Annotated in this window: 13 protein-coding genes and 2 tRNA genes; 12 read left to right on the top strand and 3 right to left on the bottom strand. The window is 67.7% G+C overall.

The genetic code is table 11. The annotated features are described in order from the left end of the window. Positions 1-200: 200 nt before the first annotated feature. From I6H87_RS26840 to I6H87_RS26815, 6 genes are all read left to right on the top strand, one after another. Complete coding sequence (locus I6H87_RS26840; RefSeq protein WP_010814581.1) at positions 201-1,439, top strand: GTP cyclohydrolase II; 1,239 nt, start codon at positions 201-203, stop codon at positions 1,437-1,439. Continuing rightward, the gene (locus I6H87_RS26835) at positions 1,436-2,758 is read left to right on the top strand and encodes a URC4/urg3 family protein (protein WP_010814580.1); all 1,323 of its coding nucleotides are present in this window, start codon (positions 1,436-1,438) and stop codon (positions 2,756-2,758) included. The genes I6H87_RS26840 and I6H87_RS26835 overlap by 4 nt, the downstream gene beginning before the upstream one ends. 73 nt (positions 2,759-2,831) lie before the next feature. After that, positions 2,832-3,518 carry a uracil phosphoribosyltransferase gene (upp, locus tag I6H87_RS26830; protein ID WP_010814579.1) on the top strand — a complete coding sequence of 229 codons (687 nt, stop codon included), beginning with the start codon at positions 2,832-2,834 and terminating at the stop codon, positions 3,516-3,518. After that, positions 3,518-4,210, top strand: coding sequence for a TetR/AcrR family transcriptional regulator (locus I6H87_RS26825; protein WP_010814578.1), 693 nt, complete (start codon positions 3,518-3,520; stop codon positions 4,208-4,210). Before upp ends, I6H87_RS26825 begins: the two co-directional genes overlap by 1 nt. Before the next feature lie 70 nt (positions 4,211-4,280). Continuing rightward, on the top strand, positions 4,281-5,567 hold the full coding sequence (locus I6H87_RS26820; protein ID WP_011617326.1) for an amidohydrolase family protein: 1,287 nt from the start codon (positions 4,281-4,283) through the stop codon (positions 5,565-5,567). 95 nt (positions 5,568-5,662) lie between these two features. After that, positions 5,663-5,749, top strand: a tRNA-Leu gene (locus I6H87_RS26815). A gap of 172 nt (positions 5,750-5,921) precedes the next feature. On the opposite strand, the gene I6H87_RS26810 is transcribed toward I6H87_RS26815, so the two are convergent. After that, positions 5,922-7,727, bottom strand: coding sequence for a GGDEF domain-containing protein (locus I6H87_RS26810; protein WP_011617325.1), 1,806 nt, complete (start codon positions 7,725-7,727; stop codon positions 5,922-5,924). A gap of 217 nt (positions 7,728-7,944) precedes the next feature. Between I6H87_RS26810 and I6H87_RS26805 the strand changes: the two genes are divergently transcribed. Then, positions 7,945-8,841, top strand: a complete 897-nt coding sequence (locus tag I6H87_RS26805) for a hydrolase (RefSeq protein WP_011617324.1) — start codon at positions 7,945-7,947, stop codon at positions 8,839-8,841. A gap of 90 nt (positions 8,842-8,931) precedes the next feature. Here I6H87_RS26805 and I6H87_RS26800 read toward each other — a convergent pair. Together I6H87_RS26800 and I6H87_RS26795 are read right to left on the bottom strand one after the other, a co-directional pair. Then, a tRNA-Arg gene (locus I6H87_RS26800) sits at positions 8,932-9,008 on the bottom strand. 88 nt (positions 9,009-9,096) lie between these two features. Next, entirely contained in the window at positions 9,097-10,794 is a 1,698-nt protein-coding gene (locus I6H87_RS26795) for an MBL fold metallo-hydrolase (RefSeq protein ID WP_011617323.1), read from the bottom strand. A 224-nt stretch (positions 10,795-11,018) separates the two neighbouring features. Between I6H87_RS26795 and I6H87_RS26790 the strand changes: the two genes are divergently transcribed. The 5 genes from I6H87_RS26790 (at position 11,019) to pcaD (ending at position 14,443) form a co-directional block, all read left to right on the top strand. Beyond that, positions 11,019-11,396 (top strand): hypothetical protein, encoded by a 378-nt coding sequence (locus I6H87_RS26790; protein ID WP_011617322.1) that lies wholly within the window; start codon positions 11,019-11,021, stop codon positions 11,394-11,396. Positions 11,397-11,607: 211 nt separating this feature from the next. After that, a complete protein-coding gene (locus I6H87_RS26785) occupies positions 11,608-12,948 on the top strand; it encodes a short-chain fatty acid transporter (protein WP_011617321.1) in 1,341 nt (446 codons plus the stop codon). Between the two features lie 41 nt (positions 12,949-12,989). Further along, the gene (locus tag I6H87_RS26780; RefSeq protein ID WP_010814571.1) at positions 12,990-13,286 is read left to right on the top strand and encodes a YciI family protein; all 297 of its coding nucleotides are present in this window, start codon (positions 12,990-12,992) and stop codon (positions 13,284-13,286) included. A gap of 53 nt (positions 13,287-13,339) precedes the next feature. Continuing rightward, the gene (gene catC / locus I6H87_RS26775; RefSeq protein WP_010814570.1) at positions 13,340-13,624 is read left to right on the top strand and encodes a muconolactone Delta-isomerase; all 285 of its coding nucleotides are present in this window, start codon (positions 13,340-13,342) and stop codon (positions 13,622-13,624) included. Between the two features lie 39 nt (positions 13,625-13,663). Further along, entirely contained in the window at positions 13,664-14,443 is a 780-nt protein-coding gene (gene pcaD, locus I6H87_RS26770) for a 3-oxoadipate enol-lactonase (protein WP_011617320.1), read from the top strand. Positions 14,444-14,614: the final 171 nt, after the last annotated feature.

Raw genomic sequence — 14,614 nt, 5'->3', positions numbered from 1 at the left:
CTTGTTGGTGCTTGTGCACCCGTTATGCCACGTCGCCTGCACGCCATGCGTGCATGCCGCCCGCGCAAACTTGCGTTCGGCGCCACACACATCGGAGCAACACTCGCGTAAATGGCATTGGGCGATGGCACAAAGGTTGCCTAGTATGGAATCGTAAACCTGACCATTTGGTCAGGATTCCATCGGGAACCGAGGGTGCCATGTCCGACCATATCGTCCTGACCTCGCACGCACGCCGCGACAAGCCGGCCGAGCCTATCCACTGGGGCGCCCCCACGGCGGCCGAGCGCGGGCCGGTCATCGCCAGCCTGGCGAATCCGGCGCAGCGCAATGTGATCGGCACTCACGCAGGTGCCTACGCCATCTACCGGGCCCTGGCGGTTGCCGCGGGCGCATTGCAGCGCGACCATCGCACCGACCTGACCGATACCGCGCCGGCGGAGGCGATCGGCCCGCATCCGCAGTGGGGCGACCCGGAGAAGATAGTTTCGCTGGATCCGTGGGGCCACCTGGTGTCCACCGTGTTTGCCGACCGCATCGCGGCCGGCGTGGATATCCGCCCGACCATCGCCGTCACCCGCGCGCATATCAACATGCCGGAGCTGATGTCGGCCATCGCGGCCGGCCGGCTCAAGCCCGACGGCGACATCCTCCATGCCAATGGCGATGTGCGCGTGACCAAGGCTGCGGTCGATCCGGTCTGGTATCTGCCCGGGCTGGCGGCCCGTTTCGGCATCAAGGAAAGCGTGCTGCGCCGCAGCCTGTTCGAGCAGACCGGCGGCATGTTCCCGGAACTGGTGACGCGGCCGGACCTGAAGGTGTTCCTGCCGCCCATCGGCGGCATGACGCTGTATTTCTTCGGCGACGTGAGCCAGCTGGGCAAGCCTGAAACCCGCGTGGCCTGCCGCGTGCACGATGAATGCAACGGATCGGATGTATTCGGGTCAGACATCTGTACCTGCCGGCCGTATCTGGCACATGGCATCGAGGTGTGCATCGAGATGGCGCAGCAGGGCGGTGTCGGGCTGGTGGTCTACAACCGCAAGGAGGGCCGCGCGCTGGGCGAGGTGACCAAGTTCCTGGTCTACAACGCCCGCAAGCGGCAGGTGGGCGGCGACCGTGCCGAGACTTACTTTGCCCGCACCGAATGCGTGGCAGGCGTGCAGGACATGCGTTTCCAGGAGCTGATGCCGGATGTGTTCCACTGGCTGGGCATCCGCCGCATCGACCGCTGGGCGTCGATGAGCAACATGAAGCATGGCGCGCTGGTGGCGCAGGGCATCGAGGTGGTCGAGCAGGTGGCCATCCCCGAGACCCTGATTCCCGCCGACGCCCGTGTCGAGATCGATGCCAAGGTGGCCGCGGGCTACTTTACGCACTACACGCCGCCGGATGCGAACGAACTGGCCCTGGCAAAGGGCAGGGGGTTGAACGAATGACGATGTTTCCCGAGGATGGCAAGCCCGGCATGGACCGCCAGGGCACAGGTAACGAGATGCGGCCTGGTGCCGGCTGGCTGAGCCCGGTACCGGAAGGGCATCCCGCTTCGGCGCTGCTGTGTGCCGAGGCGGTGCGCACGCATTGCGCGGCGGTCACCGAGAACGTGGCCAGCGGCGCGTCCGAACTTTTCACCTGGCATCCGGACCGCGTGCATGCCATTGCCGACTATGTCGCCAGCACCATCCGCCAGCGCTATCCTGACCTGCAGGTGCCGTACCACAGCCGCTGGCGCCATTTTGAAAGCGCCGGTGTCGACCAGCGCGCGGACCGGTGGCAGGTGCTGTGCGAGCGTGCCGCGCTGAGCGGGCCCGAGCACCGCGAGGAGCGCGCCCGCATCGGCATTGACCTGGTGATTCCAAGCGTATTGCTCGATGCCGGCGCCGGCCCTGACTGGCGTTACCGCGATCCGGCCAGCGACCTGGTGCTGACGCGCTCGGAAGGGCTGGGCGTGGCCAGTTTCGACCTGTTCGCGCGCGGCGGCTTCTCGGCCGCGCCGGGCGATCCGCTGCGCGCGGACGCCGAGCGGCTGCAGCGCATCGATGCCGACAGCATCGCCCACGCCTTCCAGGTCGCGCAGCACAACCCGCTGGTGGGGCTGGAAGGCCGCGCCGGCCTGCTGCGCCGCCTCGGCGAGGTGATGGAGGCGACCCCGGCGCTGTTCGGCCGGCCGGCACGGCTGGGCAACCTGTACGACTACCTGAAGGCGCATGCGGTCAACGGGCACCTCGACGCCGGCTTCCTGCTGCGCACGCTGCTGGTCGGCCTGGGGCCGGTATGGCCGGGGCGGATCATTGTCGAAGGCGTGTCGCTGGGCGACTGCTGGCGGCATCCGGCCGCGCCGGGCGGGCTGGTGCCGTTCCACAAGCTCACGCAATGGCTGACGTATTCGCTGCTGGAGCCGCTGGAGGACGCCGGCCTGACCGTGACCGGGCTGGACGCGCTGACGGGCCTGCCCGAATACCGCAACGGCGGCCTGCTCTACGACTTCGAGCTGATGGTGCCGCGCGACCCCGGCTTTGCCGCCGTGCCGCATGCGGTGGATGAGCCCGTGATCGTCGAATGGCGCGCGCTGACCGTGACCGGCCTGGACCTGGTGGCCGACGGCGTGCGCCAGGCGCTTGGCTTGCAGGAAGAAAATTTCCCGCTGGCGCGCGTGCTCGAAGGCGGCACCTGGGCGGCGGGGCGCCGCATTGCCGCCAAGCGGCGCCCGGGTGGCGCGCCGCCGTTCGCCATCATCAGCGACGGCACGGTGTTCTGAGCAAGGTCGGCCGCCAGGCGGCCGACCTTGCCGGCAGGCATTGCGTGTGAAACCTGGCATCTGGAGCGTCACCATGAACGACATGTCCGCTGTTCCCGCTGTTGAACCACTCGATGCCGATCCTGCCGGCCTGGCCGGGGTGCTGGTCGTCGACCACCCGCTGGTGCAGCACAAGGTCACCCTGGTGCGCAGCGAGGACACCACCACCGACAACTTCCGCCGGCTGGTGCGTGAAATCAGCCAGTTGCTGACCTACGAAGCCACGCGCGACCTGGCCATGGAGACGGTCGCCATCCGCACGCCGATCGCGCCGATGCAGTCGCGGGTGCTGTCGGGCAAGAAGCTGTGCCTGGTGTCGATCCTGCGCGCGGGCAACGGCTTTATCGACGGCATGCTGGAGCTGCTGCCGGCGGCGCGCGTCGGGCATATCGGCCTGTACCGCGACCCCGAGACGCTGGAGCCGATCGAGTACTACTTCAAGATGCCGGAAGACATCCAGGAGCGCATGGTGATCGTGGTGGACCCGATGCTGGCCACCGGCAACTCGGCCATTGCCGCGCTGAACCGCCTGAAAGAGGCCGGCGTCACCACCATGAAGTACGTGTGCCTGATCGCCTCGCGCCCGGGGCTGCGCGCGCTGCGCGCGGCGCACCCTGAGGTCGGCATCGTCACCGCGGCCATCGACGAAACGCTCAACGAGCACGGCTATATCGTGCCCGGGCTGGGCGACGCCGGCGACCGCCTCTACGGCACGCGCTGATGGACACGCAGGCCAGCGCCGCGGCGCGGCGCCCGCTGCCCGCGTGCGATGCGCCGGGCGGGCGCATCCGGCAGGAGAACCAGGCCATGATCCTGCGCGCGGCCGAGCATGTCTTTGCGCGCGCGGGCTTTGCCGGCGCCACCATGGCCGAGATCGCGGTGCGCGCCGGCGTGCCCAAGTCCAACCTGCATTACTACTTCCGCACCAAGCAGGCGCTGTACCGCGCCGTGCTGGCGCATACGCTGCAGCTGTGGCTGTCGGAGACTGACATCATCCGCGCCGAGCTGCCGCCGCAGGTGGCGCTGGAACAATACATCCGCGCCAAGATGCGGCTGTCGGCCAGTCATCCGGATGCATCGCGCGTATTTGCCAACGAACTGCTGCACGGCGCGCATGAGATCGGCGAGGTCCTGCGGCAGGTGCTGCGCGAACTGGTGTCGCGCAAGGCCGCGGTGGTGCAGCAGTGGATCGACCGCGGCCAGATGGCGCCGGTCGACCCCCAGCACCTGTTCTTCACGATCTGGGCGGCCACGCAGACCTATGCGGATTTCGAGTCGCAGGTATGCGCGGTGCTCGGCGTCAGCCAGCTGGAGCAGCGGGACTATGCGCAGGCCACCGAGCACCTGGTGGCGCTGCTGCTGCGCGGCTGCGGACTCGACCCCGAGCCCGCGGCGCCCGACCGGCGCGCATGACGCCGTGGCGCCGGAGCCGGCGCCGTGAGAACATCGCCGTATCGCCGTGCCTCCTGCCTGAGAGACCTCCATGCTCGACCTGATCCTGCGGCACTGCAACCTGCCCGACGGGCGCACCGACATCGATATCGGCATTGCCGCGGGCCGCATCGCCGCGGTTGAGCCGGCACTGGCCGCGCACGCCGCCGACGAGATCGATGCGGCCGGCCACCTGGTGACGCCGCCGTTCGTCGATGCGCACTTCCATATGGACGCCACACTGTCGTACGGGCTGCCGCGCGTGAACCAGTCGGGCACGCTGCTCGAAGGCATTGCGCTGTGGGGCGAGCTCAAGCCGATGCTGACGCAGGACGCGCTGGTCGAGCGCGCGCTGGCCTACTGCGACTGGGCGGTGGCGCGCGGGCTGCTGGCGATCCGCTCGCATGTGGACGTGTGCGATCCGCGGCTGCTCGCGGTGGAGGCGCTGCTGCACGTGCGCGAGCGCGTGCGCCCCTACCTGGACCTGCAGCTGGTGGCGTTCCCGCAGGACGGCGTGCTGCGCGCGCCCGGCGCGCTGGACAACCTGAAGCGCGCGCTGGACATGGGCGTCGACGTGGTCGGCGGCATCCCGCATTTCGAGCGCACCATGGCGCAGGGCGCCGAATCTGTGCGGCTGCTGTGCGAGCTGGCGGCGGACCGCGGCCTGCGCGTCGACATGCATTGCGACGAGAGCGACGACCCGCTGTCGCGCCATATCGAGACGCTGGCCAGCGAGACCGTGCGGCTCGGCCTGCAGGGCAGGGTGGCGGGCTCGCACCTGACCTCGATGCATTCAATGGACAACTATTACGTATCCAAGCTGATCCCGCTGATGCGCGACGCCGGCGTGGCGGCGATCGCCAATCCGCTGATCAACATCACGCTGCAGGGGCGGCACGATACCTATCCGCGGCGCCGCGGCATGACGCGGGTGCCGGAGTTGCTGGCGGCCGGCGTGCCGGTGGCGTTCGGCCACGATTGTGTGATGGATCCGTGGTACAGCCTGGGCTCCGGCGACATGCTGGAAGTGGCGCACATGGGGCTGCATGTCGCGCAGATGACCGGGCAGGAAGCCATGCGCGCGTGCTTCGCCGCCGTGACCGCCATGCCCGCGCAGATCCTCGGGCTGGATGGCTACGGCGTGGCGCCTGGCTGCCGCGCCGACCTGGTGCTGCTGCAGGCGCGCGACCCGGTGGAGGCGATCCGCCTGCGCGCCACGCGGCTGCGGGTGCTGCGTGCCGGCAAGACCATCGCCAGCATGCCTCCGGCGATGGCTGCGCTGGACCTGCCTGGCCGGCCGGCGCAGGTGGATTTCCTGCGGCGCGGCGGCGGGCAATAAGGATCACAAATTTTTTGTGTCAGGGTGTTGACAGTCGCTGACGCGCTCGGCATAATTTCTTTCTTCGCATCGCGGCAGCAATGCAGCGAAACGAAGCCCAGATGGCGGAATTGGTAGACGCACTAGGTTCAGGTCCTAGCGGTGGCAACACTGTGGAGGTTCGAGTCCTCTTCTGGGCACCAATATTTAGAAAGGCTCGCGCAAGCGAGCCTTTCTTCGTTTTAGCCCGGCGTGAGTGACCGGGTCACCGCCATTCGATACCGAGGCGGCGGTGCCGGATATGTGGAAGAAGCCCGCAGCGATGCGGGTTTTTTTCGTCCATCGTTTCCGTGCTGGTGCCGGGGCCGGCCTGCTTCAGCCGGCTGCCACCCCTTCCTCGCGCTGTGCCTCGCGCACGCAGTTGCGCCCTTCGGCCTTGGCGCGGTACATGGCAGCGTCGGCCGCGCCGAACAGCCGCTGCCAGTGACGCTCGCCGCCGCGCCCGATGGCCACGCCGAAGCTGGCGGTGACGCACAGCTGGGTGCTGCCCGACAGGAAGACCGGGCGCGACGCGATTTCCGCGCGCAGGGTTTCGGCCAGCGCGGCGGCCTCGCCCGGCCTGCCGTGCGGCAGCAGCAGCGCGAACTCCTCGCCGCCGAAGCGTGCCAGCACGCCTTCGGGCGGCACCAGCGCGCGCATCATCGCAGCGATGTCGCGCAGCACCTGGTCGCCGGCGGCATGGCCATGGCGGTCGTTGATCTGCTTGAAGCGGTCCACGTCGATCAGCACCAGGCTGGCGCTGTCGTGTGCCGCGTACTGCGCGGCCACCAGCTCCAGCGCGCGCCGGTTCAGCAGCCCGGTCAGGCTGTCGGTGCGCGCCTGGTGTTCCAGTTGTTCGGTCAGCGAGGCGCGCTCGCGCAGCTTGCGGCGCAGGATCTCGATGGCATCGAACAGGCGCCGCATCTCCGCCGCGGGCCTGGCGGACGCCGCTGGCGCAGCGTAGTGCGGGTGTTCGCGCGCCTCGGCCAGGCCGATCACTTCGTCGCCGGCGCGCAGCAGCGGCAGGATCACCGAGCGCTGCATGAACACCAGCACGTAGCCCAGCACGGCAAGGATCAGCGCCGACGTGCCGCACGCTGCCGTCAGTTCGCGCAGCGCTTGTGCGCGCGCTGCGGTGAAATGCGCGACCACCTCGTCCAGGAATACCCTGCGCAACCGCTCCAGCGGCTCCAGCGTGCGCACGTAGCGGTTGGTCAGCTCCGTCGGCGTCATCGAGTAATTGCCCGAGACGCGGCCCTGCGCAACCAGGCTGTCGATCATCGACAGGCCCTGGCCGAAGAACTGGTGGCCGGCGTCGGCGTATGCCTGCTCCAGCGCGGGCACGGCGCCGAACATGTTGTACGCCGGCCCCGCCAGCTGCCATAGCTCCAGCAGCCGGCCGCGCGAGCGCGTGGCGTCCACCAGGCTCTGCACCGGCATCGGCTGGCGCGCCGCCACGGGCGCCATGATCTGCGAGGCGATGCGCCCGCCATACTCGCGCAGGTCGCCCAGCATCCTGCCGGTCAGCGCCGGCGCCGCCAGGCCGTCGTCGCAGGCGGACAGTTCGCGCACCTGCCAGGCGATGGCCGGCTGCAGCGCGTCCACGACCTCGAACATGCTTTCGATGGCATGGCGGATCTCGTCCATGTCACGGTCCTGGCGCGGCCGCCCGGCGAGTTCGTCGATCTCGGCCCGCGCCCGCGCCAGGCGTTCGCGCACGCGCTCGACCATCAGCGGCGGCAGGTGGTGGTTGTGCAGGCCGAAGGGTGCCGGCGGCGGCGCGGCCAGGCGCGCCAGCGCGGCGTCGCTGCGGGCGCGGAACGCTTGCAGGCGCTCACGCGCGGAGGTGTTGGGCGAGGGTGGATCTCCCAGCACGCTGTTGGCCGGTCCACGTTCCGCGGACAGCACGTTGGCGGCCTCGAGCAGCTCGCGGTATGCCGAGATGTCGTACAGGTTCTGCCGCGCCGAGGTGAAGTCGCCATACGAGCGGGCCATCACCAGCGCGGCGAGCACCAGGGTGCAGAGCCCGCCGACCGCCGTGGCGATCGCCAGCTTGCGCTTCAGGCTGCGGCTGCGTCCGGCCGGCGGTGCCATGCCCCCGGGTTCGGACTCACGCCGGCGCGCACGTTGCCACAAGGCCATAAGGTTTGCTCCCGGCGGCAGCTTGCCGGGCGATGTCTGCAAGATTTGTCATTACCGCCATTATTGACGAAAAGGCGCAGCGGCCAGGCCGAATTTGCTCACTGACAGGGTCGTACGGGGCGCGCGCGGCCGAACATTCCCGGCTAACGCTGGCAGGGCATTTGACCTATGCTCGAACTCATCGGGCAGGCACATATAACGTCCGAAGGTGGTTGCCATGACTACGGTCTTGTCATCGAGAGAAAGGGAGGCGGGGACTTGCCCCGGGTGGCACGTATGTGCCGCGCATCACGGCATGGTCCTGCATCACCTGCAGTACAGCGTCATCCTGGCCATGCTGATGTGTGCACTGGCCCATGCAGATGACGCCGTTCCGGAAAGCCAGGGCGTCTCCGGCTGGGACCAGCCGCTGCAGGCGCAAGCCGGGCAGCCCGCCATGGCCGACGTGCCCGATCTGCTGGTTGCCGACACCGCTGCTCCTGCCTGGTCCGCCACGCCCGCCGAGCCCGTCACCGTCGAGTATGCCGCGCCGTCGCAGTCATCCCCATCCGCGTTAACGCTTGCCATGGGCCCCGGGCCCGATGACGATGCGCCCGGCCTTGCCGCGGTCGACCGTGAAACCGCCGCCATGGCCGAACGCCCGCGCCGGGTGTCGCTGCACCTGGATGACATCACCAGCGCAGGCGGTTTTGCCGACAGTCGCATGCGCACCATGGCGCTGGCGGTCGATGCCGTGGTGCCGCGCGCAGGCGGGCTGACCATCCAGCCGCGCTTGCAGCTGGCCTACCAGCCTGGCATGTCTCCCGTCTCCGGCATGCCGATGCAAGCCATGCCCGGCGATGCCAGCGCCGCCGGTATCGGCGTGCGCCTGTACGGCGCGCAGCCGACGCGGCTGGCCGGCATTTATCCCTTTGTCGAGGCTGACTGGTGGCAGGACAGCCGCAAACAGGTCATCAACATCAACGGCACCAAGATCGATGCCGACCTGCTGCGCGGGCTGTTCTCCTTCAACATCGGCGCGCATGGCAATACATCGACCGGCATGAAGCTGTGGTTCAAGGTGAGGGCGGGGCGCAACCCGGGCGGAACGGTCGGGGCGCGCTATCGGTGGTAGTGGTGGTAGTGGGGAGGGTGGCGCCAAATGCGAGCGCCGCAATGAAAAAAGGGCTTCCGTTTCCGGAAGCCCTTTTTCTTTCTGCATAGGTGGCGCGGCTGGCAGGATTCGAACCCACGACCCCTTGGTTCGTAGCCAAGTACTCTATCCAACTGAGCTACAGCCGCACACGAGAGGCGCCATTGTAGCGCAATTTCTGGTTTGCGCAAGCCCCCCGCCAAAAATCTTCAACTGGCCCCGATGCCCGCGCCGGTGCTACGCCGTGGCGTTCGACCAGATGCCGTCCGCTTCCTGCGCCTTGCCGTCATCGCGCAGCTTGAGCAGGTGCGCCAGCAGCGATCGCTGCGCAACCGGATGCATGCGCGGCGGCACATCGTCGTAGACGCGCAGCAGCAGCTCGCCGATCGGTGCCGGGCTCAGTTCGCGCAGTGCGGCAACGACCTTGGCCTCGCGCTGCAGCCGGTGCCGGACCAGGATGCGGATGGCGTCCTGCGGGCGCGCGATCAGGAAGCCATGGCCCGGCGCCAGCCAGTCGAGGTCTTCATCCTGCAGTGCTGCGAGCGAGTCCAGGTAGGCGCGCATGTCGCCATCGGGCGGGCCGATGACGACGGTCGAGCCCTGCATCACGTGGTCGCCGGTAAAGAGTGTCTGTTCTTCTTCCAGCAGGTAGCAGAGGTGGTTCGAGGCGTGGCCCGGCGTGTGGCACACGCGCAAGGTGCAGTCCTCGGTGATGGCAAGGCGCTCGCCGTGGTTCAGTTCGCGCTGTGGCTCGAAGCTGAGGTCCTGCCACTGGCCGGCAGGCGCGGCACGCCCGAGCACCGTGGCGCCGGTGGCGGCCTGCAGCGCGGCGGCAGCGGGCGAATGGTCCAGGTGGGTATGCGTGGCGAGGATCCAGCGGATCGGGCCGGGTGCGGCAGCAAGGATGGCGCGCACATGCTCGCCATCGTCCGGGCCCGGATCGATCACGGCCCATTCATTGCGCGCGCCGCCGCCTATCAGGTAGGTGTTGGTGCCCGGGCCCGTCATCACGTTGCCGTTGTTGGCGGTCACGCGCCAGACGCGCTCGGACAGTCGTACCGGCACGCCCGGTACCAGCTCATAACGGCCGTGCGTGTTGCCGTCGGGATCGATGCGGCCGATCTCGGCGTAGCACGGCTCGTTCGGCATCACCGGGCGCACGCCGGCCGCGCCGGTGGCCAGCCGCGGCATGATGCAGGCAATGCCGCGCAGCTGCGAGTAATAAGCGAAGCAGGCCGCGGCGCTTTCAAACTGCGCGATCGAGCTCAGCGTGCGGCGCGTGACGTGCATCAGCGGCAGGCCGCTGGCGGGATCGGCGGCCTCGCCGGGGCGAATCCAGCGGTGCTCCACGATCTCGGTGCCGTCGGGCACGGCCACCTGGCCTTCGGGGGCGATGGCGACAAAGAAGCGGGTATCGAAACGCTTGGGCAGGCCGGGGGGCGTCAGCCAGTAGCTGTGATAGGCGAGCCGGTCGGCCGCCAGGCGCAGGCCCAGTTGCTCGCAAGCGTGGGCCAGGCCGGGGCCGCCGCGCTGCACTGCCTCGCGCAGCAGCGCCTGGCCGGCGGCGTCGAGCTGGTGCGGCGAATGCGGGCGCCCGTCGCGGTCACAGGCAAACAGCAGGCCGGCCTCTTCATAGCATTCTCGCAAGGCGGCCAGGTAGAAGTCCAGGCCGCTGGCCGGCATGCCCAGGCGTTCGCTGGCAAGGGCGTCGTCCAGGCCGTGGGCATGCGCGTGCAGGGCCTTGTCCTGCGCGTCGAGCGTGCCGCCCGGGAAAACGTAGGCGCCGCTGCTGCGGTCGTTGGCGCGTTCGACGCGGCGTACCAGCAGCACTTCCATGCCGGCCGGCGCATCGCGCACGACGAGCAGGCTGGCGGCGGTGCGCAGCAGGGGAGCAGGGGTGGCAGGGCGGTTGCCGCTTGTCTCTGTGGTTGTCATTGTGTCGGCATCGTGGTTGTGCTGGCGGCACGCACCTGGCCGGAACCCGGGGCGCTGCCGCGTGCCATAGTTTAGCCGCGTTCAAGGATTCGCTATCGGCGGGGCATTGCCGGGCTGCCCGGGCGCGCCGGCTTTGGCTTTTCCGGCCAGAGGCAGTAACCTGATAGCTCCGCTTCACTTTTTGGGGTGCCCGTTGCCGGCGCCCTCCTTCTGAGGAGGTCCGCGTGATCCGAGCTTCTTGCCTGTGCCTGCCGCTGGTGTGCCTGCTGGCCGCCTGCGAAACGCCGCCGCAGATGGCACCGCGCCCTGTGCCCCCGGCCACCACCCGCATCACCGTCGATCCACAAGCCGCTTCCAGGGCCGCGTCCACGGCCTGCGAGCCGGCCGTGGCGGAAGCCCTCAAGCGCCGCTACCCGCAGCCCGGCAGCGTGATGCTGATGGCCGACCGCGAGCAGTACTACCTGCGCCCCAATGCGCAAACCTCGGTCAATGGCGAAGGCGTGTTCGAGCCTGACGACAGTTCGTCGGCGATCGGCTTCTACTACGCCTGCCTGTACAACGCGCGTACGGGCAAGGTCGAAGATGTGCAGATGCGCTATTGATCCTGCCGATCGTCCGCATTGCATGGCCTGCGTAGAAAATTCCAGGCCTCATTCAAGAATTGTTGCGCGAAACGAATGTAATCGCGCGTCCCCATTTCCTTGACCAACCGGTCGACCGGCTCTTAGCATAGCCACGCGTATTTTTGAAGTTCGCATATAGAACTGTAGTTCTAGTGGCGTAACTTTGGCCGAAACTGGAGACAAGGAAGCTATGAGCAAGATTGCCGGGTTCTTCACCGAACTCATGCGCCGGTACCTGCCGGATCCCTTTGTATTTGCCATCGGCCTGACCTTGCTGACGATGGCGCTGGCGGTGACGGTGCAAGGGCAGGCAGCGCCGGCCGTGATCGCCAGCTGGGGCAAGGGGTTCTGGAACCTGCTGGCATTTACCACGCAGATGGCGGTGATCCTGGCGATGGGCTACGTGCTGGCCACCGCGCCGTTCACTGACCGCATGCTCGACCGCATCGTCAGTGCCGTGCACTCGCCGCGCACCGCGGTGATCGTCGCCACGCTGGTGGGCGGCATCGGCAGCTACCTGAACTGGGGCTTCGGGCTGGTGATCGGCGGCATCATCGCCAGGAAGCTGGCGCTGAAGGTCCGTGGCGTGCATTACCCGCTCATCATCGCCGCCGCGTACAGCGGCTTCACCCTGTACGGGCTGGGCCTGTCGGCCAGCATCCCGGTGCTGATCTCCACCCCGGGCCACCCGATGGAAAAGCTGATGGGCGTGATCCCGCTGTCTGAAACCATCTTCTCCACGCCGATGCTGCTGACCAGCCTGGCGGTGATCGTCACGCTGCCGCTGCTCAATGCCTGGCTGCATCCGCGCAACCCGGCCGATGTGGTGGAGATCCGCCGCGACCAGGAACCCGCCAAGGCCGAGGCCGGCTCGGCCCACAGCATGGGCGGCGAGAACACCCTGGCCGCGCGCCTGAACAACAGCCGTATCCTGAGCCTGGCCATCGGCCTGTGCGGCATGGCCTACGCGGTCATCTACTTCACGCAGGGCGGCTCGCTCGACCTGAACCTGATCAACTTCCTGATCCTGTTCGCGGGCGTGCTGCTGCTGGGCACGCCGGTCAACTACGTGGCCAAGCTGAACGAAGGCATCAAGACCATTTCCGGCATCATCCTGCAGTATCCGTTCTATGCAGGCATCATGGCGATCATGGCCGGCTCGGGGCTGGTGGATACCATCTCGCGTGTGTTCGTGGAGATCGCCACGCCGCAGACGCTGCCGTTCTGGGGGCTGCTCAGTTCGTTCGTGATCAACTTCTTCGCACCGTCGGGCGGTGGCCACTGGATGATCCAGGGCCCGTTCATGGTCGATGCGGCCAAGGCCATCAACAGCTCGGTCAGCCAGACCTCGATGTCGGTGATGCTCGGCAATGCCTGGAACGACCTGGTGCAGCCGTTCTGGATATTGCCGGCGCTGGCGCTGTCCAGGCTGAACCTGAAGGACGTGATGGGCTACACCGTGATCATGATGTTCTGGGTGGGCCTGATCTACATTGCCGCGCTGCTGCTGTGGGGCGCGCAGATTGCCTGACTTTGACCCGCGGCCAGCGTGCCGCTGACAGGAGGATTGCCATGCCGTACCTGATCGAAACCGTCGACAAGCCCAATCACCAGCATGTGCGCCAGGCCACCCGTGCCAGCCACCTGGATTACCTGGAAGCCAACAAGGACTTGCTGCTGGCTTGCGGCGCCAAGCTCAACGACGATGGCTCGGATGCCGGAGGCGGCATCTATATCGTCGATGTCGACACCCGCGACGCGGCACAGCAATTCATCGACGCCGATCCGTTCACCGAGGCGGGTTTGTTTGCCGAGGTGCGCATCGTGCGCTGGCGCAAGGCCTATCTCGACGGCGTGCGCCATCTTTGACGAGGCAGCCCGCGCTGCCTCCATCCCACCATACCCCCGGACAAGGAGACCCCATGTTGTTCATGGCAGAAATGACCGTCAAGATTCCCGCATCGCTCGATCCACAACTGGTGGAGCAGCTCAAGGCCGACGAGAAGGCCATGTCGCAGCGCCTGCAGCGCGAAGGCAAGTGGCGCCACCTGTGGCGTGTGGTGGGCCAGTACGCCAACGTCAGCATCTTCGATGTCGGCGACAACGACGAACTGCACACGCTGCTGACCATGCTGCCGCTGTACCCGTACATGGAGATCAAGGTCACGCCGCTGGCGCAACACGGTTCGGCCATCGCGCCGAACTGAGCGCCTGCCATCCAGCCACCTGATCCTGAGCCAAACGCCATGCCATACGCCGACCTCGCCAACCTCCGACTGCATTACCGCCTCGATGGCGCCGAGCACCTGCCGGTGCTGGTGCTGTCCAATTCGCTGGGCACCAGCTTCAGCATGTGGGAGCCGCAGGTGGCGGCCTTCAGCCAGCACTTCCGCGTGCTGCGCTATGACACGCGCGGCCATGGCGAGTCGTCGGTGCCGGCGGGTCCGTACAGCATCGCGCAACTCGGCGGCGACGTGATCGCGTTGCTCGATCACCTTGGCATCGGCGAAGCCAGTTTCTGCGGCTTGTCGATGGGTGGCATCACTGGCATGTGGCTGGCCCTGAACCATGGTCCGCGCCTGCGCAAGCTGGTGTTGTGCAATACCGCTGCCTATATCGGCCCGCCGGAGAACTGGACCAACCGCGCCGCTGCGGTCGGGCGCGACGGCGTGGCATCGATCGCTGCCGCGGTAGTCGACAAATGGCTCACCCCGCCGTACGCGGCCGCGCATCCGGGGCTGGTGGCATCGCTGCGCGCCATGCTCGGGGCCACCCCGGCTGCGGGCTACGCGGCCAACTGCCTGGCGGTGCGCGATGCCGACCTGCGCGCGCAAATCGAAAAGATCACCACGCCGACACTGGTGATCGCTGGCTCGGGCGACCTGCCCACGCCGCCGCGCGATGGCGTGTTCCTGGCGCAGACGATCCCGGGCGCCCACTATGTCGAGCTGGAGGCCGCACATATCTCCAACCTGGAGCAGGCCGAGGCGTTCAGCAAGGTGGTGCTGGATTTCCTAACGCGCTGAGGCTCTGAGGCGGAAAGGCCGAGCCATGCGTGCGGCTTTCATCACCCCTGATAGTGCTTCATGATTCACCCGTGACCGATGCCGCCGGCGTTCGGTGCGCTTGCCCTCGCTTCCCGGCTTCAGAGGAATTGACAGGTCACCGGCGCGCGGGACAAGATGCGCACGGAATAG

Origin of the sequence: Cupriavidus necator, assembly GCF_016127575.1 — a bacterium.
GTDB lineage: Bacteria > Pseudomonadota > Gammaproteobacteria > Burkholderiales > Burkholderiaceae > Cupriavidus > Cupriavidus necator_D.
This window is presented reverse-complemented; position numbering and strand designations above follow the sequence as displayed.

What these genes read in the sequence shown, in the direction of transcription:
- I6H87_RS26835 (WP_010814580.1), top strand. Translation starts at nt 1,436, where the DNA reads ATGACGATGTTTCCCGAGGATGGCAAGCCCGGCATGGACCGCCAGGGC.
- I6H87_RS26810 (WP_011617325.1), bottom strand. Translation starts at nt 7,727, where the DNA reads ATGGCCTTGTGGCAACGTGCGCGCCGGCGTGAGTCCGAACCCGGGGGC.
- I6H87_RS26780 (WP_010814571.1), top strand. Translation starts at nt 12,990, where the DNA reads ATGCCGTACCTGATCGAAACCGTCGACAAGCCCAATCACCAGCATGTG.
- pcaD (WP_011617320.1), top strand. Translation starts at nt 13,664, where the DNA reads ATGCCATACGCCGACCTCGCCAACCTCCGACTGCATTACCGCCTCGAT.
- I6H87_RS26795 (WP_011617323.1), bottom strand. Translation starts at nt 10,794, where the DNA reads ATGACAACCACAGAGACAAGCGGCAACCGCCCTGCCACCCCTGCTCCC.
- I6H87_RS26805 (WP_011617324.1), top strand. Translation starts at nt 7,945, where the DNA reads ATGACTACGGTCTTGTCATCGAGAGAAAGGGAGGCGGGGACTTGCCCC.
- I6H87_RS26840 (WP_010814581.1), top strand. Translation starts at nt 201, where the DNA reads ATGTCCGACCATATCGTCCTGACCTCGCACGCACGCCGCGACAAGCCG.
- I6H87_RS26825 (WP_010814578.1), top strand. Translation starts at nt 3,518, where the DNA reads ATGGACACGCAGGCCAGCGCCGCGGCGCGGCGCCCGCTGCCCGCGTGC.
- I6H87_RS26820 (WP_011617326.1), top strand. Translation starts at nt 4,281, where the DNA reads ATGCTCGACCTGATCCTGCGGCACTGCAACCTGCCCGACGGGCGCACC.
- catC (WP_010814570.1), top strand. Translation starts at nt 13,340, where the DNA reads ATGTTGTTCATGGCAGAAATGACCGTCAAGATTCCCGCATCGCTCGAT.
- I6H87_RS26785 (WP_011617321.1), top strand. Translation starts at nt 11,608, where the DNA reads ATGAGCAAGATTGCCGGGTTCTTCACCGAACTCATGCGCCGGTACCTG.
- upp (WP_010814579.1), top strand. Translation starts at nt 2,832, where the DNA reads ATGAACGACATGTCCGCTGTTCCCGCTGTTGAACCACTCGATGCCGAT.